The sequence below is a fragment of the Pseudomonas rhodesiae genome (assembly GCF_007858255.1).
GTDB classification, from domain to species: Bacteria; Pseudomonadota; Gammaproteobacteria; order Pseudomonadales; family Pseudomonadaceae; genus Aquipseudomonas; species Aquipseudomonas rhodesiae.
Genome location: NZ_VFEU01000005.1, coordinates 34,366 through 58,371, shown reverse-complemented (window position 1 = coordinate 58,371; position 24,006 = coordinate 34,366). Strand labels below are relative to the sequence as shown.

Here is a 24,006-nt window from a genome sequence, read left to right as displayed (position 1 = left end):
CTTGCCGCTTGTAGCTGCCTTCAGTCTTATTATTGGATTTCCCCATGAGTTCTGTTGCTGTGTTCAGCAAGGCCTCGCCGTTCGATGCATTGCAGCGCTGGCTACCTAAACTGGTGCTAGCGCCCAGCATGTTCATCGTGTTGGTCGGCTTCTATGGCTACATCCTTTGGACGTTTGTGCTGTCGTTCACCACGTCCACGTTCCTGCCCAACTACAAGTGGGCCGGTCTTGCCCAATACCAGCGTCTGTTCGACAACGACCGCTGGTGGGTGGCGAGCAAGAACCTGGCCGTGTTCGGTGGGATGTTCATCGGTATTACCCTGGTGATCGGCGTGCTGCTGGCGGTGTTCCTCGACCAGCGTATCCGTCGCGAAGGCTTTATCCGCACCATTTACCTGTACCCGATGGCGCTCTCGATGATCGTTACCGGTACGGCCTGGAAATGGCTGCTCAACCCGGGCATGGGCCTGGACAAACTCCTGCGTGACTGGGGCTGGGAAGGCTTCCGTCTGGATTGGCTGATCGACCCGGACCGCGTGGTCTACTGCCTGGTCATCGCCGCCGTGTGGCAAGCCTCCGGTTTCATCATGGCGATGTTCCTCGCCGGCCTGCGCGGCGTTGATCAGTCGATCATCCGTGCCGCCCAGATCGACGGTGCGAGCATGCCGCGTATTTATTGGAGCGTGGTGCTGCCGAGCCTGCGCCCAGTGTTCTTCAGTGCGGTGATGATCCTGGCGCACATTGCGATCAAGAGCTTCGACCTGGTGGCGGCTATGACCGCCGGCGGCCCGGGCTACTCGTCCGACCTGCCCGCGATGTTCATGTACTCGTTCACGTTCAGCCGTGGCCAGATGGGCATGGGCTCGGCCAGTGCCATCCTGATGCTCGGTGCGATCCTCGCGATCATCGTGCCGTACCTGTACTCCGAGCTGAGGACCAAGCGTCATGACTAGTCTCGCTGCCAAACCTTCCATCAGCCTGAGTCGCATCGCGATCTACGCGGTGCTGATCCTGGCGGTGTTGCTGTACCTGGTACCGCTGGTGGTGATGTTGCTGACCAGTTTCAAAACCCCCGAAGACATCAGCACCGGTAACTTGCTGAGCTGGCCCACCGTGGTCAGCGGTATCGGCTGGGTCAAGGCCTGGGCCACCGTGGATGGTTACTTCTGGAACTCGATCAAGATCACCGTGCCTGCGGTGCTGATTTCCACCGCCATCGGCGCGTTGAACGGTTACGTGCTGTCGATGTGGCGCTTCCGTGGTTCGCAGTTGTTCTTCGGCCTGTTGCTGTTCGGCTGCTTCCTGCCGTTCCAGACCGTGCTGCTGCCGGCGTCGTTCACCCTGGGCAAGATGGGCCTGGCCAGCACCACTACCGGTCTGGTGTTCGTGCATGTGGTCTATGGCCTGGCGTTCACCACACTGTTCTTCCGTAACTACTACGTCAGCATTCCGGATGCACTGGTGAAGGCCGCACGCCTAGACGGTGCGGGGTTCTTCACGATTTTCCGTAGGATCATTCTGCCGATGTCGACGCCGATCATCATGGTCTGCCTGATCTGGCAGTTCACTCAGATCTGGAACGACTTCCTGTTCGGTGTGGTGTTCTCCAGTGGCGACTCCCAGCCCATCACCGTGGCGCTGAACAACCTGGTCAACACCAGCACCGGGGCCAAGGAATATAACGTGGATATGGCGGCGGCGATGATCGCCGGGCTGCCGACCCTGCTGGTCTATGTGATCGCAGGCAAGTATTTCGTGCGCGGCCTCACGGCCGGCGCGGTCAAGGGGTAATCATGGCTACGCTCGAACTTCGCAATGTAAACAAGACCTATGGCCCCGGCCTGCCCGACACCTTGAAGAACATCGAACTGTCGATCAAGGAAGGCGAGTTTCTGATCCTGGTCGGCCCATCGGGTTGCGGTAAATCCACGCTGATGAACTGCATCGCGGGCCTGGAGACCATCACCGGTGGCGCGATCATGATCGGTGATCAGGACGTCAGCGGCATGAGCCCCAAGGATCGCGACATCGCCATGGTGTTCCAGTCCTACGCCCTGTACCCAACCATGAGCGTGCGCGAGAACATCGAGTTCGGCCTGAAAATCCGCAAGATGCCCCAGGCCGATATCGACGCCGAAGTGGCGCGCGTGGCCAAGCTGCTGCAGATCGAACATTTGCTCAACCGCAAGCCGGGCCAGCTCTCCGGCGGTCAGCAACAGCGCGTGGCCATGGGCCGTGCCCTGGCGCGTCGGCCGAAGATCTACCTGTTCGACGAACCGCTGTCCAACCTCGACGCCAAGCTGCGGGTCGAGATGCGCACCGAAATGAAGCTGATGCACCAGCGCCTCAAGACCACCACGGTCTACGTGACCCACGACCAGATCGAAGCGATGACCCTGGGCGACAAAGTGGCGGTGATGAAGGACGGCATCATCCAGCAATTCGGCACGCCGAAGGAAATTTACAACGACCCGGCTAACCTGTTTGTGGCAAGCTTTATCGGTTCACCACCGATGAACTTCGTTCCTATGCGTCTAAAACGCAAAGACGGGAAGTTGGTAGCGCTGCTCGACAGCGGCCAGGCCCGTTGCGAATTGCCGCTGGGGATGAACGACGCCGGTCTGGAAGACCGCGATGTGATCCTGGGCCTGCGCCCGGAGCAAATCGTGCTGGCGGCGGGGGAGGGCAATGGCTCGTCGAGTATTCGCGCCGAAGTCCAGGTTACCGAGCCTACCGGCCCGGACACCCTGGTGTTCGTGCAGCTCAATGACACCAAAGTCTGCTGCCGCCTGGCACCGGATGTGGCACCGCAAGTGGGGGAGACCCTGACCCTGCAGTTCGACCCGGCCAAGGTGCTGCTGTTTGACTCCAACACCGGCGAGCGTTTGGGCACTGTCGCCGCGTTGCCTGCTCAGGTGCCTGCCGACAACGTGACCCAGTTCAAGGGCCGTTGATTGAGATAAGTTGTTGTTTTGGTTAAAAAAAATGTAACCCGCGTTAGATAAAAACAGTTTAATAACAATAAAGACGAGGATGTAGGGATGAAAAAGCAACACAACAACACTCGGCTGATCTGCCAACTGTCAGCAGCAGCAGCCCTGGTATTGTCCGCCAATGCGATGGCGGCCGATGCATTCAGCGCCGATTCCAAGTGGATGACCGGCGACTGGGGTGGCGAGCGTACCAAGCTGATCGAGCAAGGTATCGACATCAAGGCCGACTACGTCGGGGAAATGGGCTACAACGCCCACGGTGGTTACAACGACGACAAGACCGGTCGCTACTCCGACCAGTTCGGTCTGGGTGTGGCGCTGGACCTGCAAAAACTGTGGGGCTGGGATAACACCCAGGCCAAGATCCAGTTGACCAATCGTAACGGCCAGAACATCTCCAACGACCGTATCGGCGACCCGCGTGCCGGCACGCTGAGTTCGTCCCAAGAAGTGTATGGCCGTGGCCATATGGTGCGTCTGACCCAGTTCTGGATCCAGCACCAGATGTTCGACAACAAGTTGGACGTGAAACTGGGCTACTTCGGTGAAGGCGAAGACTTCAACACCTTCCCATGCGACTTCCAGAACCTGTCGTTCTGCGGCTCCCAGGTCGGTAACTACGTCAACACCTGGTACAACTGGCCAGTCAGCCAGGCGGCTATCCGCGTCAAGTACAACATCACCCCTGAGCTGTATGCCCAGATCGGTGCCTACAACCAGAACCCGTCGCAGCTTGAACACGGCAACGGCTTCAAACTCAGCGGCAGCGGTACCAAAGGTACTGTAATCCCGGTGGAATTGGTCTGGTCGCCGAAAGTGAATAACCTGCCGGGCGAATACCGCGTGGGTTACTACAAGAGCGCCGCCGATGCTCCGGATGTTCGTGAAGACGTCAACGGTGGCGATGCGGTCCTCAGTGGCGCTGACTTCCGTACCCGCAGCAGCAAAAAAGGCTACTGGTTCGTTGCGCAGCAGCAACTCACCACCCATAACGGCGACGCGTCGCGCGGCCTGAACATCGCAGCCAACGCCACTTTCCACGACAAGGAAACCAACCTGGTCGACAACTATCAGTCGCTCATGCTGGTGTACAAAGGCCCATTCGATGCGCGTCCAAAAGACGACGTCGGTATTGGTGCCGCGCGCCTGCATGTCAACAATGACGTCAAGCGCAACTCGGAACTGCTCAATGCCGCTAACGGCGTCAGCGACTATGACAACCCGCTGTACACGCCGATTCGTGAGACCGAATACAACTTCGAACTCAACTACGGCTTCCACGTTACCAACTGGCTGACCGTACGTCCCAACCTGCAATACGTCGTGCAGCCTGGCGGCGTGGACAAAGTCGACAACGCGCTGGTAGCGGGTCTGAAAATTCAGTCTACGTTCTAACGCTGTTGCGATAAGCTCCTTCTCTCTGTGCGCATTTGCGGATAGCCATGGCTATCCGCTTTTTTTTGCGCAGCACTGTGATACAGGACCGTGGCACATGCATGAGCATCCGCTGCAACGCTTTTTCAAATCCCTGCGCGAACGTCCAGTGTTCGCCTGGGAACGCTTTCAGATGCGCGACGTGTTGGTGATCGATCATCCGCTGTGCCAGGCGGTGTTCAGTCGCCAGGGCGCGCAGCTGTTGCATTTTCAGCCGCGTGGTCAGAAGCCCTGGCTGTGGTGCGCGGCCAAGTGGCCGCAGGTCGGTGCCATTCGTGGTGGCGTGCCGGTGTGCTGGCCATGGTATGGCCGTCACCCCAGCGAAAACGCCTGGCCGTCCCATGGCTGGGCGCGCCTGATCGACTGGAAACTGCTCGATAGCTCCAGCGATGACGAAGGCGTGAACCTGCACTGGCAATTGCAACTGTGCGACTGGCAGGTGGACCTGCACGCGCACTTGGGGGCTACCTTGGAATTGCGCCTGAGCACCGAGCATCAGGACGAACTGCCGTGCCAGTTGAGCCATGCGTTGCACGCTTACTGGCGTATTGGTCACGTTGATGAGGTAGCGCTGTCTGGGCTCGAAGGCGCGCAAGGTTACGATCAGCTCAACCGCCAGATGTGCCAGCAGGAGGGCGAGTTGCGCGTAGAGGGCGGATGCCAGCGGGTGTTCCAGCACGAAGGCGAACTGCACCTCAAGGACCATGCCTGGCAGCGCGAACTGTGCATCGACACGGGCGAGAGTGCCGACACCGTGGTGTGGCATCCGGGCAGCCGACCGCTGTTGGGCGTGAGTTTTAACGAGGCGTCGGGGTTTGTGTGTGTGGAGTCGGCGATGGCCGGGGCCAGTTTAGCGCCGGGGGAGCGGGCGCACCTGAGTTTGCAGGCTCGGGCTGGAGTCTAGCGTTGTTGCTGATGGCCTCATCGCGGGCAAGCCCGCTCCCACATTTGGAACGCATTCCCCTGTGGGAGCGGGCTTGCCCGCGATGGCGGCGGTACTGCTGGTAGAGATTCGAGCTTAGTTAAACTCATCCCCCACCGGATACCGGCTGTCATTCAAACTCTCTTTGATCTTGCGCAAATGCGGCTGGAAATCCACCCCGCGACGCAATGTCATGCCGGTGGCCAGCACATCCAGCACGGTCAGTTGGATGATCCGCGACGTCATCGGCATGTAGATATCCGTATCTTCCGGGAGTGGAATATTCAGGCTCACCGTACTGGCCTTGGCCAACGGTGAGTTCTCGGCGGTCACGCCCAGCACCGAGGCGCCGTTACTGCGTGCGATACGCGCCACTTCCACCAGCTCGCGGGTACGCCCGGTGTAGGAAATGATCACGAACAGCTCACCGGTATGGGCCACCGAGGCGATCATGCGCTGCATCAGCACGTCGGCGTGGGCGGTGACCGCCAGGTTGAAACGGAAGAACTTATGCAGGGCGTCCATGGCCACTGGGGCCGAAGCACCGAGGCCGAAGAAGTGGATCTGCCGGGCCTGGATCAGCAGGTCCACGGCCTTGCTGATCAGGTTCGGGTCCAGGGCCTGGCAGGCGCTGTCCAAGGAGGCGATGGCACTGCCAAAGATCTTCTGCGTGTAGGCCTCCGGGTTATCATCGGCCTCCACGGCGCGGCTGACATAAGCCGCGCCACTGGCCAGGCTTTGCGCCAACTGCAATTTGAGTTCAGGGTAACCGCTCACGCCGAATGAACGGCAGAAACGGTTGACCGTCGGTTCACTGACCGAGGCGGCCTGGGCGAGGGCGGCGATCGAGAAGCGTGTGGCCTGCTGCGGGTTGAGCAGGATGACTTCAGCGACTTTGCGCTCTGCCTTGTTCAAGTCTTCGAGGCGGCTCTGGATCTGCTCCAGAAGATTTCGCACGCGGTCCATTCAGTCTTTCCTTCGGGCGACGATGCAAATTAAGGGCGGCAAGCAATCGACGAGCGGCCTTTTGCGGTGGCCTATCCTACTGAGGGTAGCTGAACACCACCACTCGCAATGCGTATTTCGGGAAAATGTTGTGGTTATTACTACATTTTTCCTTGAGTGATACCTTGAAAAAAGGTATTTGTAGCTTAACTTGATAAAAGAACAAACATCATGCCTTCGATAACCGTGGAACCCTGCACCTTTGCCCTGTTTGGCGCCTTGGGTGATCTGGCGCTACGCAAGTTATTTCCTGCCCTCTATCAGCTGGATGGTGCAGGTCTGTTGCACGAAGACACGCGCATCCTGGCCCTGGCCCGTGAAGCCGGCTCCGAGCAGCAGCACCTGGCCCATATCGAAAAAGAACTGCGTAAATACGTCGGCAAGGAACTGGACGACAGCATCGCCCAGCGTTTCCTGGCGCGTCTGACCTACGTCCATGTCGACTTTATGAAAGCCGACGACTACGTGGCCCTGGCTGAAAAAGCCGGCACCGAACAACGCCTGATCGCCTACTTCGCCACTCCGGCGGCGGTGTATGGCGCGATCTGCGAAAATTTGTCCAAGGTCGGCCTGGCGGACAACACCCGCGTGGTGCTGGAAAAACCCATCGGTTCGGACCTGGAGTCCTCGCGCAAGGTCAACGACGCCGTGGCGCAGTTTTTCCCGGAAAACCGCACCTACCGCATCGACCATTACCTGGGCAAAGAGACCGTTCAAAACCTGATTGCGCTGCGTTTTGCCAACAGCCTGTTCGAGACCCAGTGGAACCAGCACTACATTTCCCACGTAGAAATTACCGTGGCGGAGCAAGTGGGCATCGAAGGTCGTTGGGGTTATTTCGACAAAGCCGGCCAACTGCGGGACATGATCCAGAATCACCTGTTGCAGCTGCTTTGCCTGATCGCCATGGACCCACCGGCCGACCTGTCCGCCGACAGCATCCGTGACGAGAAGGTCAAGGTGCTCAAGGCCCTGGCGCCGATCAGCCCGGACGGCCTTACCACCCAAGTGGTGCGTGGCCAGTACATCGCCGGCTACAGCGCCGGCAAGCCGGTGCCGGGATACCTGGAAGAAGAAAACTCCAACACCCAGAGCGACACCGAAACGTTCGTCGCCTTGCGTGCCGATATCCGTAACTGGCGTTGGGCCGGTGTGCCGTTCTACCTGCGTACCGGCAAGCGCATGCCGCAAAAGCTGTCGCAGATCGTTATCCACTTCAAGGAACCGTCCCACTATATCTTCGCCCCCGAGCAGCGCTTGCAGATCAGCAACAAACTGATCATCCGCCTGCAACCGGACGAAGGGATTTCCTTGCGTGTGATGACGAAGGAGCAGGGCCTGGACAAAGGCATGCAACTGCGCAGCGGCCCGCTGCAACTGAATTTTTCCGACACCTACCGCAGTACGCGCATTCCCGATGCCTACGAGCGTTTGCTGTTGGAAGTGATGCGCGGCAATCAGAACCTGTTTGTTCGCAAAGATGAAATCGAAGCCGCGTGGAAGTGGTGTGACCAGTTGATCGCCGGTTGGAAAAAATCCGGTGATGCGCCCAAGCCGTATGCGGCGGGCTCCTGGGGGCCGATGAGCTCCATTGCACTGATCACGCGGGATGGGAGGTCATGGTATGGCGATATCTGAATTGAAACTGCCGCAGGGCGTCAGCGCCCATGAGTACCGTACGCCTGCGTTGCTGGCGGACGGTTTGGCCAACGATGTGGCCGAACAATTGCGCACGGCCATCAGCGCCCGTGGCGAAGCGACGCTGGTGGTGTCCGGTGGGCGCAGCCCGGTGGCGTTTTTCCAGAACCTGGCCAAGCAGGGCCTGGACTGGTCCAAGGTCACCATCACCCTCGCCGATGAGCGCTGGGTGCCGGTAGAGCATGCCGACAGCAATGCCGGCCTATTGAAGAAATATCTGCTGCAGGGCCCGGCCGCCAAGGCGCGGTTCCTCAGTTTGTACAGCGCCACCGCGAACCTGGAAGAGGCTGCCGAGCAGGCCGATCGCCTGCTGGCCGAACTGCCCGCCATCGATGTGCTGGTGCTGGGCATGGGCGATGACGGCCACACCGCGTCGCTGTTTCCCAACAGCCCGAACCTGAACGAAGCCCTGCAGCCCGACGGTACCCGCCGTTGCTGGCCCATGCTGGCGCCGACCGTGCCGCACCAGCGCCTGACCATGAGTCGCGCGTTGCTGGCCACGGCCCGCTACACCGTGCTGTCGATCTCCGGCAGTTCGAAATTGACCACTTTGAGCGCCGCGCTGGCCAGTGACGACGTCGCCGCCATGCCGATTCGCGCGTTTCTGCAACCTACTTTAGAGATTTACTGGTGCCCATGAGCCAAGGATCAGCCGCTATGAAAAGCCCTCAACCGACCGTGTCCATGGCGGATAAAGTTGCCTTGATCGACAGCCTCTGCGCCAAGGCGCGGATCCTGCCGGTGATCACCATCGCCCGCGAACAGGACATTCTGCCCCTGGCCGATGCCCTGGCGGCCGGCGGCCTGACGGCGCTGGAAGTAACCCTGCGTTCGGAGTTCGGCCTCAAGGCCATTCAGGTGCTGCGCGAGCAGCGCCCTGAACTGTGCACCGGCGCCGGCACCGTGTTGGATCGGCACATGCTGGAGGCTGCGGAAGTGGCCGGCTCGCAGTTTATCGTCACCCCCGGGATTACCCGCGACCTGCTGGAAGCCTCGGTGCACAGCCCGATCCCGCTGTTGCCGGGTATCAGCAATGCGTCCGGCATCATGGAAGGCTATGGCCTGGGCTACCGTCGTTTCAAATTGTTCCCCGCTGAAGTCAGCGGTGGCGTAGCGGCAATCAAGGCCCTGGGCGGCCCGTTCGGCGAAGTGAAATTCTGCCCGACCGGCGGCGTCGGCCCGGCCAATATCAAAAGCTACATGGCGTTGAAAAACGTGATGTGCGTGGGCGGCAGCTGGATGCTCGACCCAGAGTGGATCAAGAACGGCGACTGGGCACGCATCCAGGAAGTTACCGCCCAGGCCCTGGCGCTGTTGGATTGATCTGATTTACCGAATCGTTGTTGCTGTGCTTAACGGCATTTTTGCGGTGCACTTGGTCGGTGTACCGCTTTTTTTTGCCTGCAATAAACCTGCGCCTGCTTTTATAGAGGGCTGCGGTGCAGTTCGCCGATGGCAGTGACCAGATGATGGATGTCCGCCACCGAGGTGACCAACCCGGGGGTGATCCGAATACACGTCCCGAACGAGGCCCCAACACGGGTCGTGGTGAAGAGGTTGTAGTCCTTGAGCAAACGGTCCGCCATCGCCTGCTGGTCCCGACCGCCGAACTTGAAAGCACTAATCCCGCAATACAGCCTCGGATCATCCGGCGTCAGCACCTCGATCCCCGGCAATGACCTTACCTGGCTCACCCATGTATCCCGCAGGTAATTGACCCGCGCACCTTTGGCAGCCGCGCCACCCAGTGCCCGATGCTCATCCAATACCAGTGGCAAGGTCATCAGCGCCGGAAAATTCGGCGTGCTGTAGGACGTCCGCGCGCGTACATCGGTGATGGGGTAGTGGAGCTCGCCCATGTCCGGGTCGATATCGGCCAGGCGCTCGGGAGCGATGTACAGGAAGCCCAGGGTCAACGGTGCGCCGATCCATTTGTGCAGGTTGAACCCGGCGAACTGGATGCCCAGATCGGCCAAGTTGAAGTCGATCTGGCCAAGGGCGTGGGCACCGTCGAGGATCACGTCAACACCGTGCGTCCGTGCTGCCTGAGCAATGGCGGCCACTGGCATTACCAGCCCGGTGCGATGGGTAACGTGGGTCAGGGCCATCAGCTTGAGACGCGGGCATTGGGCGAAGGCATCGCGATAGGTCTGTAGCAGGCTGTCGAAACTGGCCGGATGGGTGTGGGACAGTTCGATAACCTCCACACCGCGATGCGCCGCCAGCCAGCGCATCGCGCCCTTTACCGTGTCGTACTCCAGATCGCTGATCAGCACTTGGTCACCCGGTTGCAGGCGGTTGTAGTTGCGGATCAGCGACTGCAAGGCTTCGGTGGCGTTGCGGGTGAATGCCACCGACTCGGGTTCCACCTCTATCAAGGCGGCGAGCTGGCGCCGGATCTCGATGTTTTCGCCCTGTTCGAAACGCTGGCGCACATACACCGCATTGCTGCGGTTGATAAACGCCACATGCTCCAGGTACTGGGCCTGCACCGCCCGGCTCATGCGGCCGAAGTAACCGTTCTCAAGATTGATGGGGCCTGGCTCGCAGTCATAGCGTTGAGCGATTGCTTGCCAATGCGCTTCGTTTTGGGCGTTGCTGGGCATGGGTGGGCTCTTAATGGCGTGGGGCAGGCTTGCCGTGTTTGGCGCGCAGCGGTTCGAGCAGTTCTGACAGACCGTTGTGGTCAATTTCCTGCATCAGTGCCAGCAGACCACCCAGTTCGCCGTGGGGGAAACCTTCGCGAGCGAACCAGTTCAGGTAGGGGCCTGGCAAGTCGGCAATGATCCGCCCTTTGTATTTGCCGAAAGGCATTTCGCGGGTGATCAGCAGTTCGAGCTTTTCCGGGTTCATGAACGTCAGATGGTTACGAGAGGGTCTTGGAAAATACAGGCATTCTGCATGAAGGCCAAATGACAGATCATGCAAATAACGTACATACAGATGGTTCAATATTTCGTAAGTAATTGAATTAAAACAATAAAGTTATTTTTCAAAACCTGGCACGGGCGCTGCAATCATTAAGACAACCTTTCTCAACCCACATAAGGAATTGGAAAATGACTGACATCAACAAAGAATCGATCTCCGTACTGAACGACCTGATCGAAACCAGCATCGACGGCCAAAAAGGCTTTAAAGAGTGCGCTGAAGATATCAAGCACCCAGAACTCAAGGCGCTGTTTGCCAAGCGTTCCGCCGATTGCGCCACCGCTGCCGCCGAGCTGAAAACCGCCGTGCGTGCCTTGGGTGGCGATCCGGAAGATTCCGGCAGCATGGCAGGCGCACTGCACCGTGGCTGGGTCGACGTGAAGTCGATGGTTACCGGTAAAGATGAAGAGGCTGTGCTGAACGAAGCCGAGCGCGGTGAAGACCACGCACTGAAGGCTTACCGTGAAGCGATCGAGAAGATCAACAAGCACAACCTGCTGGGCATTCGTGACCTGGTTGAGCGTCAGTACCACGGCGTGCAACGCAATCACGACCAGGTTAAAGCCCTGCGTAACCAGGCTCGCGCTCAGTCGTAAGCTTACCGCCTAGTCAATGTGGGAGGGGGCTTGCCCCCGATAGCAGAGAATCAGTCGATGTTTCAATGACTGACTCACCGCAATCGGGGCAAGCCCTCTCCCACATTTGTATTCAGCCGATGCTGATCGGCGGCAGCTCGGTCAAGGTCACCACCTGCTGTTTACGCGGCGCAAGAATCTCTGCTTCGCCATCCACTACCAACTCGTCGCGCTGGTTGAACACGCGGGTGGCAATCCGCACGCGGAACTTGGGCAGTTTCTCCAGGATTTCCAGGCGCACCGTCAGGGTGTCGCCGATCTTCACCGGCTTCTGAAAGCTCATCTGCTGACCGATATAAATCGTGCCCGGCCCAGGCAGTTCGCAGGCTACGGCTGCGCTGATCAAAGCGCCGCTGAACATGCCGTGGGCGATACGCTCCTTGAACATCGTGGCCTTGGCGTATTCGGCGTCCAGATGCACCGGGTTGTGATCGCCGGACATCGCCGCGAACAGCTGGATATCGCGCTCTTCGACAGTCTTGCTGTAACTGGCGGTCTGGCCGACTTCAAGGGCTTCATACGGGGTGTTGGTTACCTGGGTCATCTAAGAGCGCATCCTGTGGCTAATCGGTAATTTAATTTGCTGATTTTAAAGGAAAATTTATTCGCAGCGGGCAGGCCGTTGCAAACTCAGGGCGTGATCCAGCCATGTCACCACATCCGCCGTGACTTGCGCACGATTGGTCTCATTGAACACTTCATGACGCGCCTGGGGGTAAATAGTCAGTTGCAGGTGCTGGCAGCCGGCCGCTTGCAGGGCTTGAGCCAGGTGGGTGAGACGCCTGCCCTCGCTCACCGGATCACAGTCGCCGCCCATCACCAGAATCGGCAGGCCCGGATCGATCTGCGCGAGGTTGGACGCTTTGCTGATCTGCTGCAAGCCGCCAAGCAAATCCACCCACAGTTGGTTGGTGCAACGGAAACCGCAGAGGGGATCGTTGACGTACTTATCCACCTCATCCGGGTCGCGACTAAGCCAGTCGAAGGCCGTGCGGTTGGGTTTGAACGCTTTGTTGAAAGAGCCAAACGACAGGAAGTCGATCACGGCGCTGCGACCCCGCAGGCCCTGGCGCAGGCGTTCGGCGCGAGCGATCAGGCGCGCGGCGCGGTATAGCGCCACCGGCTGGAAATTCGACCCACTGAGAATCGCCCCATGCAGGCTGGCACTGTGGTGCAGCAGATAAGCCTGGGCGATATAACTGCCCATGCTGTGCCCCAGCAATACGATCGGCAGCCCCGGATGCTGTTGGCCGATGTGTTGGTTGAGGCTGGCCAGGTCGCCTACCACTTTGTTCCAGCCATCGTGCTCGGCGAACAACCCCAGAGTGCCTTCATCGGCGGTCCGTCCATGGCCTCGCTGGTCCAGCGCGTACACACCGTAGCCCGCATCGCCCAGGGCCTCGGCCAGGCGGACGTAGCGCCCACTGTGCTCGGCCATGCCGTGGGACACCATCACCACAGCCTGGAGCGGCCCCTGTGGCAGCCATTGGTTGACGTATAGGCGGGTATGGTCGTTCGCAGTCAGCCAGAAGGTGCTGTGGTTCATGGCGGTTCCTTTGCTCGGTGTCGTTGCAGTGTATCGCTGATCTTCTGGCAAGCGGCTGATCAGTACAGGCCCTTGTAGGAAGATTCACGCAGTTGATGACACTCTTTCCTGTATTTGCCTGATTGGCCATAGCTGCTAACGTCCCCAAAGCTCCGCTTTCCATCGCAGCATAAAAGCGGCCGGACACACTCAGGTACAGAGGACAAGAATAATGCAACCTGATTTCTGGAATGACAAACGCGCGGCGGGCGTTCCCAATGACATCGACCTCACAACCTACAAGTCGGTGATCGAAGTCTTCGAGCGTTCCTGCAAAGCCTTTGCCGACCGTCCGGCATTCAGCAATATGGGGGTGACCCTGACCTACGCCGAGCTTGAGCGCCAGAGCGCGGCGTTCGCCGGTTACCTGCAGCATCACACCGACCTCAAGCCCGGCGAGCGCATCGCCGTGCAGATGCCCAACGTATTGCATTACCCCATCGCGGTGTTCGGGGCGCTGCGCGCCGGGTTGATCGTGGTCAACACCAACCCCTTGTACACCCCGCGGGAAATGCGCCACCAATTCAAGGATGCCGGCGTGCGGGCGCTGGTCTACCTCAACCTGTTCGGTTCGCGGGTGCAGGAAGTGTGTGCCGACACCGAGATCGACTACCTGATCGAAGCCAAAATGGGCGACTTCCTGCCCGCCGCCAAAGGCTGGCTGGTCAACACCGTGGTCGACAAGGTCAAGAAGATGGTCCCGGCCTATCACTTGCCACGCGCAGTATCGTTCAAGCGTGCCCTGCGCATGGGCGCGGGCCTGAGCGTGACCCGCCACCCGGTGACCCTGGATGACATCGCCGTGCTGCAATACACCGGCGGCACCACTGGCCTGGCCAAGGGCGCGATGCTGACCCACGGCAACCTGGTGGCCAATATGCAGCAGGCACGGGCGTGCATGTCCCAGGTCAGCGATAACGGCCAGCCGCTGGTACGGGAAGGGCAGGAGGTGATGATCGCGCCGCTGCCGCTCTACCACATCTATGCCTTTACGGCCAACTGCATGTGCATGATGGTGACCGGCAACCACAACGTGCTGATCACCAACCCGCGCGACATCGGCGGGTTTATCAAGGAGCTGAAAAAGTGGCGGTTTTCCTGCCTGCTGGGGTTGAACACGCTGTTTGTCGCGCTGATGGACCATCCGGATTTCAAGACCCTGGATTTCTCGCACCTCAAGATCACCAATTCCGGCGGTACCGCGCTGGTCAAGGCCACCGCCGAGCGCTGGAAGGCCCTGACCGGCTGCACCATCGGCGAAGGCTACGGCCTGACCGAAACCTCGCCGGTGGCCAGCACCAACCCCTACGGTAGCCAATCGCGGCTGGGCACCGTGGGTATTCCAGTGCCGGGTACGGCCATGAAGGTGATCGATGACGACGGCCGCGAATTGCCCCTGGGGGAGCGTGGCGAACTGTGCATCAAGGGCCCACAGGTGATGAAGGGCTACTGGCAGCAACCGGCGGCAACCGCCGATACCCTGGATGCCGAAGGGTGGTTGAAAACCGGTGATATTGCGGTGATCGACACCGATGGCTTTGTGAGCATTGTGGACCGCAAGAAAGACCTGATCATCGTCTCCGGCTTCAACGTGTACCCCAACGAAATCGAAGACGTGGTCATGGCCCACCCGGCAGTGGCCAGTTGCGCGGTGATCGGCGTGCCGGACGAGCGCACCGGGGAGGCGGTGAAGCTGTTCGTGGTGGCGCGGGCTCAGGGGGTCAGCCTTGAAGAGCTGAAGGCGTACTGCAAAAGCAACTTCACCGGCTACAAGGTGCCCAAGCACATCGTTTTGCGTGAGTCGTTGCCGATGACGCCCGTGGGCAAGATCCTGCGCAGGGAGCTACGCGACATCGCCTGACCCTGAAGTGAAGTGCAATAAAATATGGGAGGAGGCTTGCCCCCCGATGGCAGCGCAACAGTCACCATTTGTATCGACTGTTTAATGCCATCGGGGGCAAGCCCCCTCCCATATTTGTCTGTGTTTAATCTGCTAAGGCTTGTTCTAGAGCCTTTTTTGTGGATATAGAATCTTTGCTCTAAAAATGACCATTAGATATTCGTGAGTCATGTTTATGACTGTAGGGCCCTCTTTTGGCTCTAGTCGGCCCTCGGCAAAGCTGCTACTCTCGGCGCGCTTTGTGACCTCTCGGCCTGCTTGAACGCGCCAGACTCACCTTAAAACGTAAAAAACATACACCAATAATAATCGCATCAAATGCGATGATGAATTCGCGTCGCTGAGGAGTGGGCTTCCATGAACGAAGACTTTTGGAAGGATAAGTACCCCGCCGGGATTGCTGCAGAAATCAATCCAGACGAGTATCCAAATATTCAGGCGGTACTTAAACAGTCCTGCCAGCGCTTCGCTAACAAACCGGCGTTCAGCAACCTGGGCAAGACAATCACCTACGGTGAGTTGTACGAATTGTCCGGCGCCTTCGCCGCCTACCTGCAACAGCATACCGACTTGAAGCCTGGCGATCGAATCGCCGTGCAACTACCCAACGTTCTGCAATACCCAGTCGCTGTGTTCGGTGCCATCCGCGCCGGCCTGATTGTGGTCAACACCAACCCGCTGTACACCGCGCGGGAAATGGAACACCAGTTCAACGATTCCGGCGCCAAGGCGCTGGTCTGCCTGGCCAACATGGCCCACTTGGCGGAAAAGGTCGTGCCCAAGACCGCCGTCAAGCATGTGATCGTCACCGAAGTCGCGGACCTGCTGCCGCCGCTCAAGCGCCTGCTGATCAACAGCGTCATCAAGTACGTGAAGAAAATGGTCCCGGCGTATCACTTGCCCCAGGCGATCAAATTCAACGACGTGCTCGCCAAGGGACGCGGTCAACCGGTCAGCGACGCTAACCCGGTCAGCAGCGACGTGGCCGTGCTGCAATATACCGGCGGCACCACGGGCGTCGCCAAGGGCGCAATGCTGACCCATCGCAACCTGGTGGCCAACATGCTGCAGTGCAAGGCGCTGATGGGCTCCAACCTCAATGAAGGTTGCGAGATCCTGATCACACCGCTGCCGCTGTACCACATCTATGCATTCACCTTTCATTGCATGGCGATGATGCTGATCGGCAACCACAACATCCTGATCAGCAACCCGCGCGACCTGCCGGCGATGGTCAAGGAGCTGTCGAAGTGGAAGTTCAGCGGCTTTGTCGGCCTGAACACGCTGTTCGTGGCGTTGTGCAACAACGAAGCCTTCCGCAAGCTGGACTTCTCCGCGCTGAAAGTCACCCTCTCCGGCGGTATGGCCCTGCAACTGGCAGCGGCCGAGCGTTGGAAAGCCGTGACCGGTTGCGGTATCTGCGAAGGTTACGGCATGACCGAGACCAGCCCGGTGGCCACCGTGAACCCGATCCAGCATATCCAGATCGGCACCATCGGCATTCCGGTGCCTTCGACGGTGTGCAAGGTCATCGCCGACGATGGCACCGAGCTGCCGTTGGGTGAAACCGGCGAGCTGTGCGTCAAGGGCCCGCAAGTGATGAAGGGCTACTGGCAGCGCCAGGATGCCACCGACGAGATGCTCGACAGCGAAGGTTGGCTCAAGACCGGCGACATCGCGATCATCCAGCCCGATGGCTATATGCGCATCGTTGATCGCAAGAAAGACATGATCCTGGTCTCCGGCTTCAACGTGTACCCCAACGAGCTGGAAGACGTACTGGCGGGTCTGCCGGGCGTGTTGCAGTGTGCAGCCATCGGCGTGCCGGACGAGAAGTCCGGGGAACACATCAAGCTGTTTATTGTGGTCAAGCCGGGTGCGACCCTGACCAAGGAGCAGGTGATGGAGCACATGCGCGCCAACGTCACTGGCTACAAGGTGCCCAAGGCGGTGGAATTCCGCGATGCCTTGCCGACGACCAACGTCGGCAAGATCCTGCGTCGCGAGTTGCGCGACGAAGAGCTGAAGAAGCTCGGTCTTAAAAAGTAACGCAATTCAAATGGGGGGGGGCCAAGCCACCTCCCACATTTTTTCTGACCGCGGCTCTTACAGGGCAAACTGCGCGAAGTTCACACCCGCACCCGCCGGACGCACATCTTTCAAGAACGAATCCTTATCCGCGCTCAGCTCCAGAGTGATCTCCGGCTTGCGCTTGCCCGCATTACGCACTACCAGCCCTTCGAGTTTCTCGCGCAGAAACACCGTCGGCACCTTCAGATGCAACAACTGGTCGGTCTCGGCGTTGTGCATCAGCAGGTGAATCCACTCGTACTGGCCCACCGCAATCCGTGCCACCGGCAGATCAAACCACCAAATGTTGCGTTTGCGGTCCAGGTCGGTGAAATGGCAGTTGTTGACGCCGAGTACGGCACCGCCCAGTTCCTGGTTTCTGCGGGCAATGGCCTGTGCTTTATTGAGTTTCATAACCTTCCTACGGGATCTGTTATTCAGCCTTATAGCCTGAATGTGCCGCGCATTCTCATGGGTTGGCCGCAAAACATAAAGCCCAACCTGTGCGCACCGATCAAATGCACCCTGAAAATAATTGAAACTCTGCCGAATCCGCTCCGGTCAATCTTCATGTAACGACCAATAACCCTTGATTGTTCTTTCGGAGAAATACCATGGGCAGCACAGCGGATAAGGCAAAAGGCTTGGCCAACGAAGCGGTCGGCAATATTAAGCAAGGTGTCGGCAAAGCCACCGATAACGACAAAATGCGCGCCGAAGGCGTCGTACAAGAGAAGAAGGGCGAAGCTCAGCAGGCGGTCGGCAAAACCAAAGATGCCGTTAAAAAAGCCACCAAGTAACGCTGGCTTTGGCGGGTGTTAACCCGCTGTCCTGCGGCCATCCACGGATGGCCGTTTTTGTGTCGCCTGCTGCAACTAAAGTTTGGAAATTGTTTCAAAGTCGCCAGATGGGCTACTTTGATGTAGAAAACGGCCCTTGAGTCGCCCATGACCTTATCCTCTTTGCGGCGAAAGGAGACGCTATGATTTTTCCAGTACTTGATGGTCTCAAGCTGCACAAAGTGCTGTTGCGCACCGTCAAGGAATTCGTCGACGACGAAATGCCCACCTATGCCTCGGCGCTGGCTTACCAGATGCTGTTCTCGCTGTTTCCGTTTCTACTGTTTTTGATTGCGCTGATTGGTTTCCTGCACCTGCCGGACTTCTTCAGCTGGCTACGCCTGCAATCGGAGCTGGTGCTGCCGCCCCAGGCGCTGGAGCAGGTCAATCCAGTGATCGACCAGTTGCAGCAATCCAAGGGTGGCCTGCTGTCGGTGGGTATCGTGATCGCGCTGTGGACGGCCTCGGCCGGCGTGCGCCTGATGATGAGCGCCATGAACGCCGCCTACGACGTGGTCGAAGGTCGGCCGATCTGGAAGCGTTTTCCGTTGTCGATCTTCTACACCGTAGGCATCGCCGGGATGTTGCTCGCCGCCGCCGCGCTGATGGTGCTCGGCCCACAGGTGATGGAGTGGCTGGCCGGGCAGATCGGCATGCAGGAATTCGTGGTCACCCTGTGGACCATCGTGCGTTGGCCGCTAATCGTGATTCTGCTGATGTTCGCCGTGGCGCTGATGTACTACGTGATGCCCGATGTCGAACAGAAATTTCGCTTTATCACCCCCGGCTCTGTACTGGCGGTGGTGGTATGGATCATTGCCTCGCTGGGGTTTGGCTACTACGTCAAGACCTTCGCCGATTACAACGCCATGTACGGCAGCATCGGTGCGATCATCGTGCTGCTCCTATACTTTTACATATCATCCGCCGTGCTGTTGCTGGGTGCGGAGATGAATGCGGTGATTGAACACATGTCAGCCGAAGGCAAGGAACCGGGGGCCAAGGATTTCGATGAGCCGCCGGTCCATGAGAAACAACATGTTTCCGGCCTTGGCCGTGACCATTCCATTAAGCCCACTACTGACGAAGCCTGATCAATGATCCGTGAAATCCTGAAAATGGGCGACGAACGCTTGCTACGCATCGCCCCTCCGGTTCCGCCGGAAATGTTCGACAGCCCCGAACTGTGGCAACTGATCGATGACATGTTCCAGACCATGGAGCATGTGGGGGGTGTAGGCCTTGCCGCGCCGCAGATCGGCGTGGATCTGCAATTGGTGATCTTCGGTTTTGAGAGCAGCGAGCGCTACCCGGACGCGCCGGCCGTGCCCCAGACCATCCTGATCAACCCACTGATCACGCCACTCAGCCCGCTGCTGGAAGAAGGCTTTGAAGGTTGCTTGTCGGTGCCTGGCCTGCGCGGTGCGGTGAACCGCTACCAGCAGATCCGTTATGAAGGTTTCGATCCCAAGGGCGAGCCGATCGTGCGCTTTGCCGATGGCTTCCATGCGCGGGTGGTGCAACACGAATGCGACCATCTGATCGGCCGGTTATACCCATCGCGCATCACCGACTTCAGCAAGTTCGGCTTCATCGACGTGATGTTCCCGGAGTTGGATCCCGCCACGGCGGATTAATCGAAGGAATGCCCATCAGCATGTGAAAAAAGGGGCGTGCCCAAGCCTTGGTTAGCTACACAAAATCCAAGCGTGCTCACCACAGGGGATCGGCCCACAAAGTGGTTGTGGTGAGCGGGCTTGCCCCGCGCCGGGCCGCGAAGCGGGCCTCTCTTCAGACACCGCGGTGTGCCAGACAAAAAGCATGGGCCCATTCCCTCTCGGTTACCTGCTATCCGAGGGCGGCCTCACTCCCGATTCCAAGCCCATCGCGATCATCGGTTTGTTGCGCTTGTAACGCACCAGCCGCTCGCCGAGGGACTGCGGCAATCGCGTGTCCTGGGTAAAGCCTATCCGCTGATACAACCGCTCCAAGTCAGGATGGCACAACAACCATACCGTGCCCTCGACTGACGCCACTGCCTCAAGGATCAACCGCGCCGCCAAACCCTGGCCGCGATAATCCGGCGCCACAAACACGCCCGTCAGCCACTGCCCGCCCACCACGGGTGTCAGGCACAACCCGGCGACAATGTCGCCATCGCGCGCCACCCATAAACGCCCGCCCTTGAGCGCCTTCATCGATGAGTCGTGGCGGCGGTAAAACTTGTTCAGCAGCGGCCATAGGGGCTCTGGCAGTGGATCAATGGGCAACTCGGGCATGGTATTCAAGCAGGCGTCGTGATGGGCCCAGGATTATAAGCGCCTTCTGCCGGGCAATAGGTGGTATACCCAATGCTGCATCCCTTCACAGTGGAGTACGCAGCATGGCTAAAGGCATGGATTCAAAGAAAGCCGCGAAGAAAAAACCGGCAAAGACCGCCGATGAAAAACGCGCAGACAAGAAAGCCAAGAAATCCGAAACAGGTCTGTTCGGGCACTGATCCGCAAACGCCTGCTCGCTCAGGTGCGAGCAGGCTCGCGAAGCCGTTCGACGACGACACGATCATGCTGGATGAATGCAGCGTTCTTGAAGGCTTGGCGAGCAAAAAACTCGCGGCCAGTGACGTCAGATAGCCGCCAGGGTTTCTTTCAACGTTCGCGCCTGAGGCTCAGCTGTCTTCGCCGCTACTTGCTGTTCCTGCTGTTGCTTCAAGCGTTCAGCCACTTGCTTGGAAATCGCGTCCTGCTTTTCCTGGGACATATTCTGCACATCCGCCTCGGTCAGCCCTTGTTCCTTGAGCAATTGCTCGCGGATGCGTTCGGCAGGGGATTTGCTCATATAGTCAGTGAATTCCGCGCGAGCCCCGGAGGTCGAGCTGGTTGCCGGTACTTCACTGGCGGTACTGGCTGTCTGCAATTGCACGCGGGTCTTGGCGAAGGCTTCGTCGATACGGTCGGCGGCCTTGTCCAATTCCTTCTGCGCGGCCGGTACGGTCACGCTTTGCTGCGCCGCTTGCAGGGCGCCGCTGTACAGCGCGCTGGCGGCGGCATTGGCGGGGTCCATGTCGGGTCGCTTGATCTGTTGAACGGTCGACACGGCTTGGGTGTTGTTGTTTACCAGCATGATCGGTCACCTGTGTAATGTTCGGTGCCACAGCCGGAGCAAATAGCATGCCGAGTGCCAGACCCCCGGTTTTGCTGGGGCGGCGCGCCGTCGGCGGCAACACTTATCCCGCCAACGGCCAATCGTTGCCGTCAATGGGCGATATGTTCCAGGGCCAGGTTGCGCGTGCGTGGCCCGAACCAACTGATGGTGATCATCACAATCAGCATGCTGCTGGCGATAAATGCCAGCACCCCCGGTGTGCCCAGGTGTTCGAGGATGAACCCGATCAGCAGGCTGCTGAACACCGTCGACAAGCGGCTGAACGAGTAACAGAACCCCACCGCCCGCGCACGGATATTGGTGGGGAACAGTTCGCTCTGGTACGAGTGATAACTGAAGCTCAGCCAGGCATTGCAGAAGGTGATCATCACGCCGCAGAACACCAGCCCTACCGCCGTGGTCTGTAGTGCGAACAGGCTGCCGAAGATCACGGCGCCCATGGCCGAGCCGACGATCTGCCACTTGTTTTCAAAGCGGTTGGCCACCTTCACGAACAGCAATGGCCCCAGCGGGTAGGCGAGGGTGATGATAAAGGCGTACAGCAGGCTGTGGGTCACACTCACGCCCTGACCCGACAAGAGCGCCGGCAACCAATTGCCAAAGCCGAAAAAGCCGATGGCCTGGAACACATGGAACACGATCAGCATCAACGCCCGGCGCCGATACGGCGGTTGCCAGATATCGGCAAAGCGCCCGCTGCCCTGCACGCTGACGGCCTCTGGCTCGGGCTCGTCCAGCGGTTTACCGTGATCCTTGCGGCAGCGCGCCTCCAGGCTGTCCATGATCTGTCCGGCCTCATCGAAGCGGCCTTGTTGCGCGAGCCAGCGCGGTGACTCCGGCAAGCGCTTGCGCAGTTGCCAGATAAATAACGCAAACACCGCGCTGCTCAGCACCACCCAGCGCCAACCGGCGATCCCGAACGGCGCCTGGGGCACCAGCCACCACGACATCAACGCCACCGCCGGGACCGACAGAAACTGGATAAAAAACGCGAAGGCAAACGCCGAACTGCGCATGCGCTTGGGCACCAGTTCCGAGAGATAGGCGTCGATGGTCACCAGTTCGATGCCCAGGCCGATCCCCACCAGAAAACGCATGCCGATAATGCCCAGGGCGGATGTCTGGATGCCCATCAACACCGTGGCCACCGTGTACCAGATCAGCGCAAAGGTGAAGATCGCACGACGCCCGAAGCGGTCGGCAATCGGGCTGAGCAGGCTGGCGCCGAGGAACAGGCCCAGAAAGGTCGCGGAGGCGAATGCGGCCTGGTCGGAGAAACCGAACACGCCTTCACTGCCGGTGTGAAAAATCCCATCGCTGATCAGGCCGGGGCTGATATAGGCGGTCTGGAACAGGTCATACAGCTCAAAAAAACCACCGATGGACAGCAGCGCCACCAAGCGCCAGACGGTAGCGACGGCGGGCAGGCGGTCGATGCGTGCGCTGATATGGGCGGCACGCAGCGGGTCGATACCGTCTGTGGTTGAAGCGGCGAGTGTGGACATGGTGAGCGATTCCAGGTGCAGGACCTGGAATCTTAGCTGGCTAACGGAAATCGCTGCTTGTTAAATGGCAGGGCGAGCGGGGCATATTTGGCGATTTATTGCGTTTACCGCTTATGGCTCAAGATTTTATGGCGCAACAATCAATTATGCCCATCCAGGGCAAACGCCTTGAAGCCCGCATGCTGGCTGAGCCTTTCGTAATAGGCCGCCACCGACGGAAAAGGCGGATGCTCCATCGGCGTCATGCGCCAGCGGTGCACCGACAGGCCGATAAGGATGTCGGCCAGGGTGAACTCATCGCCAGCGACGTAGGCCTGCGTCTTGGCCAGTTGCTGTTCGAGGATGGCCATCTTGGCGTTCCAGCCCTGCACGCCGGCCTGGATACGTTGCGGGTCCTGATAGTCGGAGTTTTTGCGCACCAAGGCGTGGAACGCGTAGCCCCAGGACGGGTTCAGCTCGGTGGCCTGCCAGTCCATCCACTGCTCCACTCGGGCCCGGGGCGCGGGCTCGGCGGGCAGCAGATCATGCCGTTGGTAAAGGCCGACCAGGTAACGGCAAATGGTGTTGGATTCCCACAACACGCCGTGGTCATCGATCAGCACCGGCACCTGGGCGTTGGGGTTCAGGGCCATGAACTCAGCGGATTGGGTGGGTGTGTAACCGATGCCCCAGTCTTCACGCACGTAGTCGATGCCCAGTTCCTGACAGGTCCAGAGCACTTTTCGCACATTGATGGAGGACGTGCGGCCGAGGATTTTCAGTGAGTGTCCCATGGTGCTTTCCTGGCGATGGAGAGAAGGACAATCTAGCAGGGGCGGCAGGCTACGGCGATATTTCCACGCGGGCACGGTTGAAAAGGTGAGAGGACCGAGCCCCTTCCTTCCCACCGGCTAAACGGGTAAGTGCTTAACAGCGCAGGGTATGTTGATCCATGGCTTTGCCAACCAGCAATACGCTCAGCTCACTCAATTGATAAATGGCCAAGGCGATATCGCGGTGTTTGCCGGTGAGGTCATCGGACAGGTCGAGCAGCAAGGTGCTGACGGAACAGACGGTTTCGTAACTGTTGATCAGCAGGGTTTCGGTGGGGGCATCGGGGATGACGGTGAAAAGCGTATGCGCGGGATGTGGGCTTGGCATGTTGAAGAACCTGATATGGGCTGATACCTCATCGCTACTAAACGAGGGTGGCAGCTGTACGCAGGTTAGTAGACCGGTATCCCACACAACCCGGCGCACCCGAAGGCGCCCTGCGCACAGCCACCATCAAGCATCGATTGGCTCATGCATCTTGTGTTGGGAAGCGCGGGCTACTAAACCCGAT

General features: G+C 59.2%; 25 protein-coding genes. 14 read left to right on the top strand and 11 right to left on the bottom strand.

Annotated elements, in window-relative coordinates:
• Positions 1–44: 44 nt before the first annotated feature.
• From FIV35_RS09260 to FIV35_RS09240, 5 genes are all read left to right on the top strand, one after another.
• Complete coding sequence (locus FIV35_RS09260; protein ID WP_034100069.1) at positions 45–953, top strand: carbohydrate ABC transporter permease; 909 nt, start codon at positions 45–47, stop codon at positions 951–953.
• Positions 946–1,791 carry a carbohydrate ABC transporter permease gene (locus FIV35_RS09255; RefSeq protein ID WP_034100067.1) on the top strand — a complete coding sequence of 282 codons (846 nt, stop codon included), beginning with the start codon at positions 946–948 and terminating at the stop codon, positions 1,789–1,791. The genes FIV35_RS09260 and FIV35_RS09255 overlap by 8 nt, the downstream gene beginning before the upstream one ends.
• Before the next feature lie 2 nt (positions 1,792–1,793).
• Entirely contained in the window at positions 1,794–2,954 is a 1,161-nt protein-coding gene (locus FIV35_RS09250; RefSeq protein WP_034139100.1) for an ABC transporter ATP-binding protein, read from the top strand.
• An 87-nt stretch (positions 2,955–3,041) separates the two neighbouring features.
• Positions 3,042–4,388 carry a carbohydrate porin gene (locus tag FIV35_RS09245; RefSeq protein ID WP_034139099.1) on the top strand — a complete coding sequence of 449 codons (1,347 nt, stop codon included), beginning with the start codon at positions 3,042–3,044 and terminating at the stop codon, positions 4,386–4,388.
• 97 nt (positions 4,389–4,485) lie between these two features.
• Positions 4,486–5,331, top strand: coding sequence for a D-hexose-6-phosphate mutarotase (locus tag FIV35_RS09240; protein WP_034114960.1), 846 nt, complete (start codon positions 4,486–4,488; stop codon positions 5,329–5,331).
• Between the two features lie 114 nt (positions 5,332–5,445).
• Here FIV35_RS09240 and FIV35_RS09235 read toward each other — a convergent pair whose 3' ends face one another.
• Positions 5,446–6,306 carry a MurR/RpiR family transcriptional regulator gene (locus FIV35_RS09235; protein ID WP_169868275.1) on the bottom strand — a complete coding sequence of 287 codons (861 nt, stop codon included), beginning with the start codon at positions 6,304–6,306 and terminating at the stop codon, positions 5,446–5,448.
• A 219-nt stretch (positions 6,307–6,525) separates the two neighbouring features.
• Here FIV35_RS09235 and zwf point away from each other — a divergent pair, with 219 nt between their 5' ends.
• The 3 genes from zwf to FIV35_RS09220 are packed head-to-tail and all read left to right on the top strand — an operon-like array spanning position 6,526 to position 9,375.
• Positions 6,526–7,992: a glucose-6-phosphate dehydrogenase gene (gene zwf, locus FIV35_RS09230; RefSeq protein ID WP_034100057.1), complete on the top strand. Its 1,467-nt coding sequence runs from the start codon at positions 6,526–6,528 to the stop codon at positions 7,990–7,992.
• Positions 7,979–8,692 carry a 6-phosphogluconolactonase gene (gene pgl, locus FIV35_RS09225; RefSeq protein ID WP_034100055.1) on the top strand — a complete coding sequence of 238 codons (714 nt, stop codon included), beginning with the start codon at positions 7,979–7,981 and terminating at the stop codon, positions 8,690–8,692. Before zwf ends, pgl begins: the two co-directional genes overlap by 14 nt.
• Before the next feature lie 17 nt (positions 8,693–8,709).
• Complete coding sequence (locus tag FIV35_RS09220) at positions 8,710–9,375, top strand: bifunctional 4-hydroxy-2-oxoglutarate aldolase/2-dehydro-3-deoxy-phosphogluconate aldolase (protein ID WP_034139098.1); 666 nt, start codon at positions 8,710–8,712, stop codon at positions 9,373–9,375.
• A 101-nt stretch (positions 9,376–9,476) separates the two neighbouring features.
• Here the strand turns inward: FIV35_RS09220 and FIV35_RS09215 are convergent, their stop codons facing one another.
• On the bottom strand, positions 9,477–10,658 hold the full coding sequence (locus tag FIV35_RS09215; RefSeq protein WP_034139097.1) for an aminotransferase class V-fold PLP-dependent enzyme: 1,182 nt from the start codon (positions 10,656–10,658) through the stop codon (positions 9,477–9,479).
• Between the two features lie 10 nt (positions 10,659–10,668).
• Positions 10,669–10,905, bottom strand: coding sequence for a DUF3820 family protein (locus FIV35_RS09210; RefSeq protein ID WP_003213031.1), 237 nt, complete (start codon positions 10,903–10,905; stop codon positions 10,669–10,671).
• A 206-nt stretch (positions 10,906–11,111) separates the two neighbouring features.
• On the opposite strand from FIV35_RS09210, the gene FIV35_RS09205 reads away from it, so the two are divergent.
• Complete coding sequence (locus FIV35_RS09205; protein ID WP_034139096.1) at positions 11,112–11,579, top strand: ferritin-like domain-containing protein; 468 nt, start codon at positions 11,112–11,114, stop codon at positions 11,577–11,579.
• Between the two features lie 112 nt (positions 11,580–11,691).
• On the opposite strand, the gene FIV35_RS09200 is transcribed toward FIV35_RS09205, so the two are convergent.
• Positions 11,692–12,162 carry a MaoC family dehydratase gene (locus FIV35_RS09200; RefSeq protein WP_003175719.1) on the bottom strand — a complete coding sequence of 157 codons (471 nt, stop codon included), beginning with the start codon at positions 12,160–12,162 and terminating at the stop codon, positions 11,692–11,694.
• A gap of 57 nt (positions 12,163–12,219) precedes the next feature.
• Entirely contained in the window at positions 12,220–13,164 is a 945-nt protein-coding gene (locus FIV35_RS09195; protein ID WP_034139095.1) for an alpha/beta hydrolase, read from the bottom strand.
• 211 nt (positions 13,165–13,375) lie between these two features.
• On the opposite strand from FIV35_RS09195, the gene fadD2 reads away from it, so the two are divergent.
• Both fadD2 and fadD1 read left to right on the top strand, forming a co-directional pair.
• Complete coding sequence (fadD2, locus tag FIV35_RS09190) at positions 13,376–15,064, top strand: long-chain-fatty-acid--CoA ligase FadD2 (RefSeq protein ID WP_034139094.1); 1,689 nt, start codon at positions 13,376–13,378, stop codon at positions 15,062–15,064.
• Positions 15,065–15,460: 396 nt separating this feature from the next.
• The gene (gene fadD1, locus FIV35_RS09185; protein ID WP_034139093.1) at positions 15,461–17,152 is read left to right on the top strand and encodes a long-chain-fatty-acid--CoA ligase FadD1; all 1,692 of its coding nucleotides are present in this window, start codon (positions 15,461–15,463) and stop codon (positions 17,150–17,152) included.
• A 57-nt stretch (positions 17,153–17,209) separates the two neighbouring features.
• Here the strand turns inward: fadD1 and FIV35_RS09180 are convergent, their stop codons facing one another.
• Entirely contained in the window at positions 17,210–17,587 is a 378-nt protein-coding gene (locus FIV35_RS09180) for a hypothetical protein (RefSeq protein ID WP_024077075.1), read from the bottom strand.
• 200 nt (positions 17,588–17,787) lie between these two features.
• Between FIV35_RS09180 and FIV35_RS09175 the strand changes: the two genes are divergently transcribed.
• From FIV35_RS09175 to def, 3 genes are all read left to right on the top strand, one after another.
• Positions 17,788–17,973 carry a CsbD family protein gene (locus FIV35_RS09175; RefSeq protein ID WP_034100043.1) on the top strand — a complete coding sequence of 62 codons (186 nt, stop codon included), beginning with the start codon at positions 17,788–17,790 and terminating at the stop codon, positions 17,971–17,973.
• A gap of 182 nt (positions 17,974–18,155) precedes the next feature.
• Complete coding sequence (locus FIV35_RS09170) at positions 18,156–19,106, top strand: YihY/virulence factor BrkB family protein (RefSeq protein ID WP_034100041.1); 951 nt, start codon at positions 18,156–18,158, stop codon at positions 19,104–19,106.
• Between the two features lie 3 nt (positions 19,107–19,109).
• Positions 19,110–19,649 carry a peptide deformylase gene (gene def / locus FIV35_RS09165; protein ID WP_034139092.1) on the top strand — a complete coding sequence of 180 codons (540 nt, stop codon included), beginning with the start codon at positions 19,110–19,112 and terminating at the stop codon, positions 19,647–19,649.
• Between the two features lie 204 nt (positions 19,650–19,853).
• Here the strand turns inward: def and FIV35_RS09160 are convergent, their stop codons facing one another.
• The 5 genes from FIV35_RS09160 to FIV35_RS09140 all read right to left on the bottom strand — a co-directional run bounded on the left by FIV35_RS09160 (position 19,854) and on the right by FIV35_RS09140 (position 23,822).
• On the bottom strand, positions 19,854–20,291 hold the full coding sequence (locus tag FIV35_RS09160) for a GNAT family N-acetyltransferase (protein WP_034139091.1): 438 nt from the start codon (positions 20,289–20,291) through the stop codon (positions 19,854–19,856).
• Between the two features lie 346 nt (positions 20,292–20,637).
• Positions 20,638–21,135: a hypothetical protein gene (locus FIV35_RS09155; RefSeq protein ID WP_034139090.1), complete on the bottom strand. Its 498-nt coding sequence runs from the start codon at positions 21,133–21,135 to the stop codon at positions 20,638–20,640.
• A gap of 131 nt (positions 21,136–21,266) precedes the next feature.
• Positions 21,267–22,682: an MFS transporter gene (locus FIV35_RS09150; RefSeq protein ID WP_034100036.1), complete on the bottom strand. Its 1,416-nt coding sequence runs from the start codon at positions 22,680–22,682 to the stop codon at positions 21,267–21,269.
• A gap of 140 nt (positions 22,683–22,822) precedes the next feature.
• The gene (locus FIV35_RS09145) at positions 22,823–23,455 is read right to left on the bottom strand and encodes a glutathione S-transferase family protein (protein WP_034139088.1); all 633 of its coding nucleotides are present in this window, start codon (positions 23,453–23,455) and stop codon (positions 22,823–22,825) included.
• 133 nt (positions 23,456–23,588) lie between these two features.
• Positions 23,589–23,822, bottom strand: a complete 234-nt coding sequence (locus FIV35_RS09140; protein ID WP_034139087.1) for a DUF6124 family protein — start codon at positions 23,820–23,822, stop codon at positions 23,589–23,591.
• Positions 23,823–24,006: the final 184 nt, after the last annotated feature.

What these genes read in the sequence shown, in the direction of transcription:
- FIV35_RS09260 (WP_034100069.1), top strand. Translation starts at nt 45, where the DNA reads ATGAGTTCTGTTGCTGTGTTCAGCAAGGCCTCGCCGTTCGATGCATTG.
- FIV35_RS09255 (WP_034100067.1), top strand. Translation starts at nt 946, where the DNA reads ATGACTAGTCTCGCTGCCAAACCTTCCATCAGCCTGAGTCGCATCGCG.
- FIV35_RS09250 (WP_034139100.1), top strand. Translation starts at nt 1,794, where the DNA reads ATGGCTACGCTCGAACTTCGCAATGTAAACAAGACCTATGGCCCCGGC.
- FIV35_RS09245 (WP_034139099.1), top strand. Translation starts at nt 3,042, where the DNA reads ATGAAAAAGCAACACAACAACACTCGGCTGATCTGCCAACTGTCAGCA.
- FIV35_RS09240 (WP_034114960.1), top strand. Translation starts at nt 4,486, where the DNA reads ATGCATGAGCATCCGCTGCAACGCTTTTTCAAATCCCTGCGCGAACGT.
- zwf (WP_034100057.1), top strand. Translation starts at nt 6,526, where the DNA reads ATGCCTTCGATAACCGTGGAACCCTGCACCTTTGCCCTGTTTGGCGCC.
- pgl (WP_034100055.1), top strand. Translation starts at nt 7,979, where the DNA reads ATGGCGATATCTGAATTGAAACTGCCGCAGGGCGTCAGCGCCCATGAG.
- FIV35_RS09220 (WP_034139098.1), top strand. Translation starts at nt 8,710, where the DNA reads ATGAAAAGCCCTCAACCGACCGTGTCCATGGCGGATAAAGTTGCCTTG.
- FIV35_RS09215 (WP_034139097.1), bottom strand. Translation starts at nt 10,658, where the DNA reads ATGCCCAGCAACGCCCAAAACGAAGCGCATTGGCAAGCAATCGCTCAA.
- FIV35_RS09210 (WP_003213031.1), bottom strand. Translation starts at nt 10,905, where the DNA reads ATGAACCCGGAAAAGCTCGAACTGCTGATCACCCGCGAAATGCCTTTC.
- FIV35_RS09205 (WP_034139096.1), top strand. Translation starts at nt 11,112, where the DNA reads ATGACTGACATCAACAAAGAATCGATCTCCGTACTGAACGACCTGATC.
- FIV35_RS09200 (WP_003175719.1), bottom strand. Translation starts at nt 12,162, where the DNA reads ATGACCCAGGTAACCAACACCCCGTATGAAGCCCTTGAAGTCGGCCAG.
- FIV35_RS09195 (WP_034139095.1), bottom strand. Translation starts at nt 13,164, where the DNA reads ATGAACCACAGCACCTTCTGGCTGACTGCGAACGACCATACCCGCCTA.
- fadD2 (WP_034139094.1), top strand. Translation starts at nt 13,376, where the DNA reads ATGCAACCTGATTTCTGGAATGACAAACGCGCGGCGGGCGTTCCCAAT.
- fadD1 (WP_034139093.1), top strand. Translation starts at nt 15,461, where the DNA reads ATGAACGAAGACTTTTGGAAGGATAAGTACCCCGCCGGGATTGCTGCA.
- FIV35_RS09180 (WP_024077075.1), bottom strand. Translation starts at nt 17,587, where the DNA reads ATGAAACTCAATAAAGCACAGGCCATTGCCCGCAGAAACCAGGAACTG.
- FIV35_RS09175 (WP_034100043.1), top strand. Translation starts at nt 17,788, where the DNA reads ATGGGCAGCACAGCGGATAAGGCAAAAGGCTTGGCCAACGAAGCGGTC.
- FIV35_RS09170 (WP_034100041.1), top strand. Translation starts at nt 18,156, where the DNA reads ATGATTTTTCCAGTACTTGATGGTCTCAAGCTGCACAAAGTGCTGTTG.
- def (WP_034139092.1), top strand. Translation starts at nt 19,110, where the DNA reads ATGATCCGTGAAATCCTGAAAATGGGCGACGAACGCTTGCTACGCATC.
- FIV35_RS09160 (WP_034139091.1), bottom strand. Translation starts at nt 20,291, where the DNA reads ATGCCCGAGTTGCCCATTGATCCACTGCCAGAGCCCCTATGGCCGCTG.
- FIV35_RS09155 (WP_034139090.1), bottom strand. Translation starts at nt 21,135, where the DNA reads ATGCTGGTAAACAACAACACCCAAGCCGTGTCGACCGTTCAACAGATC.
- FIV35_RS09150 (WP_034100036.1), bottom strand. Translation starts at nt 22,682, where the DNA reads ATGTCCACACTCGCCGCTTCAACCACAGACGGTATCGACCCGCTGCGT.
- FIV35_RS09145 (WP_034139088.1), bottom strand. Translation starts at nt 23,455, where the DNA reads ATGGGACACTCACTGAAAATCCTCGGCCGCACGTCCTCCATCAATGTG.
- FIV35_RS09140 (WP_034139087.1), bottom strand. Translation starts at nt 23,822, where the DNA reads ATGCCAAGCCCACATCCCGCGCATACGCTTTTCACCGTCATCCCCGAT.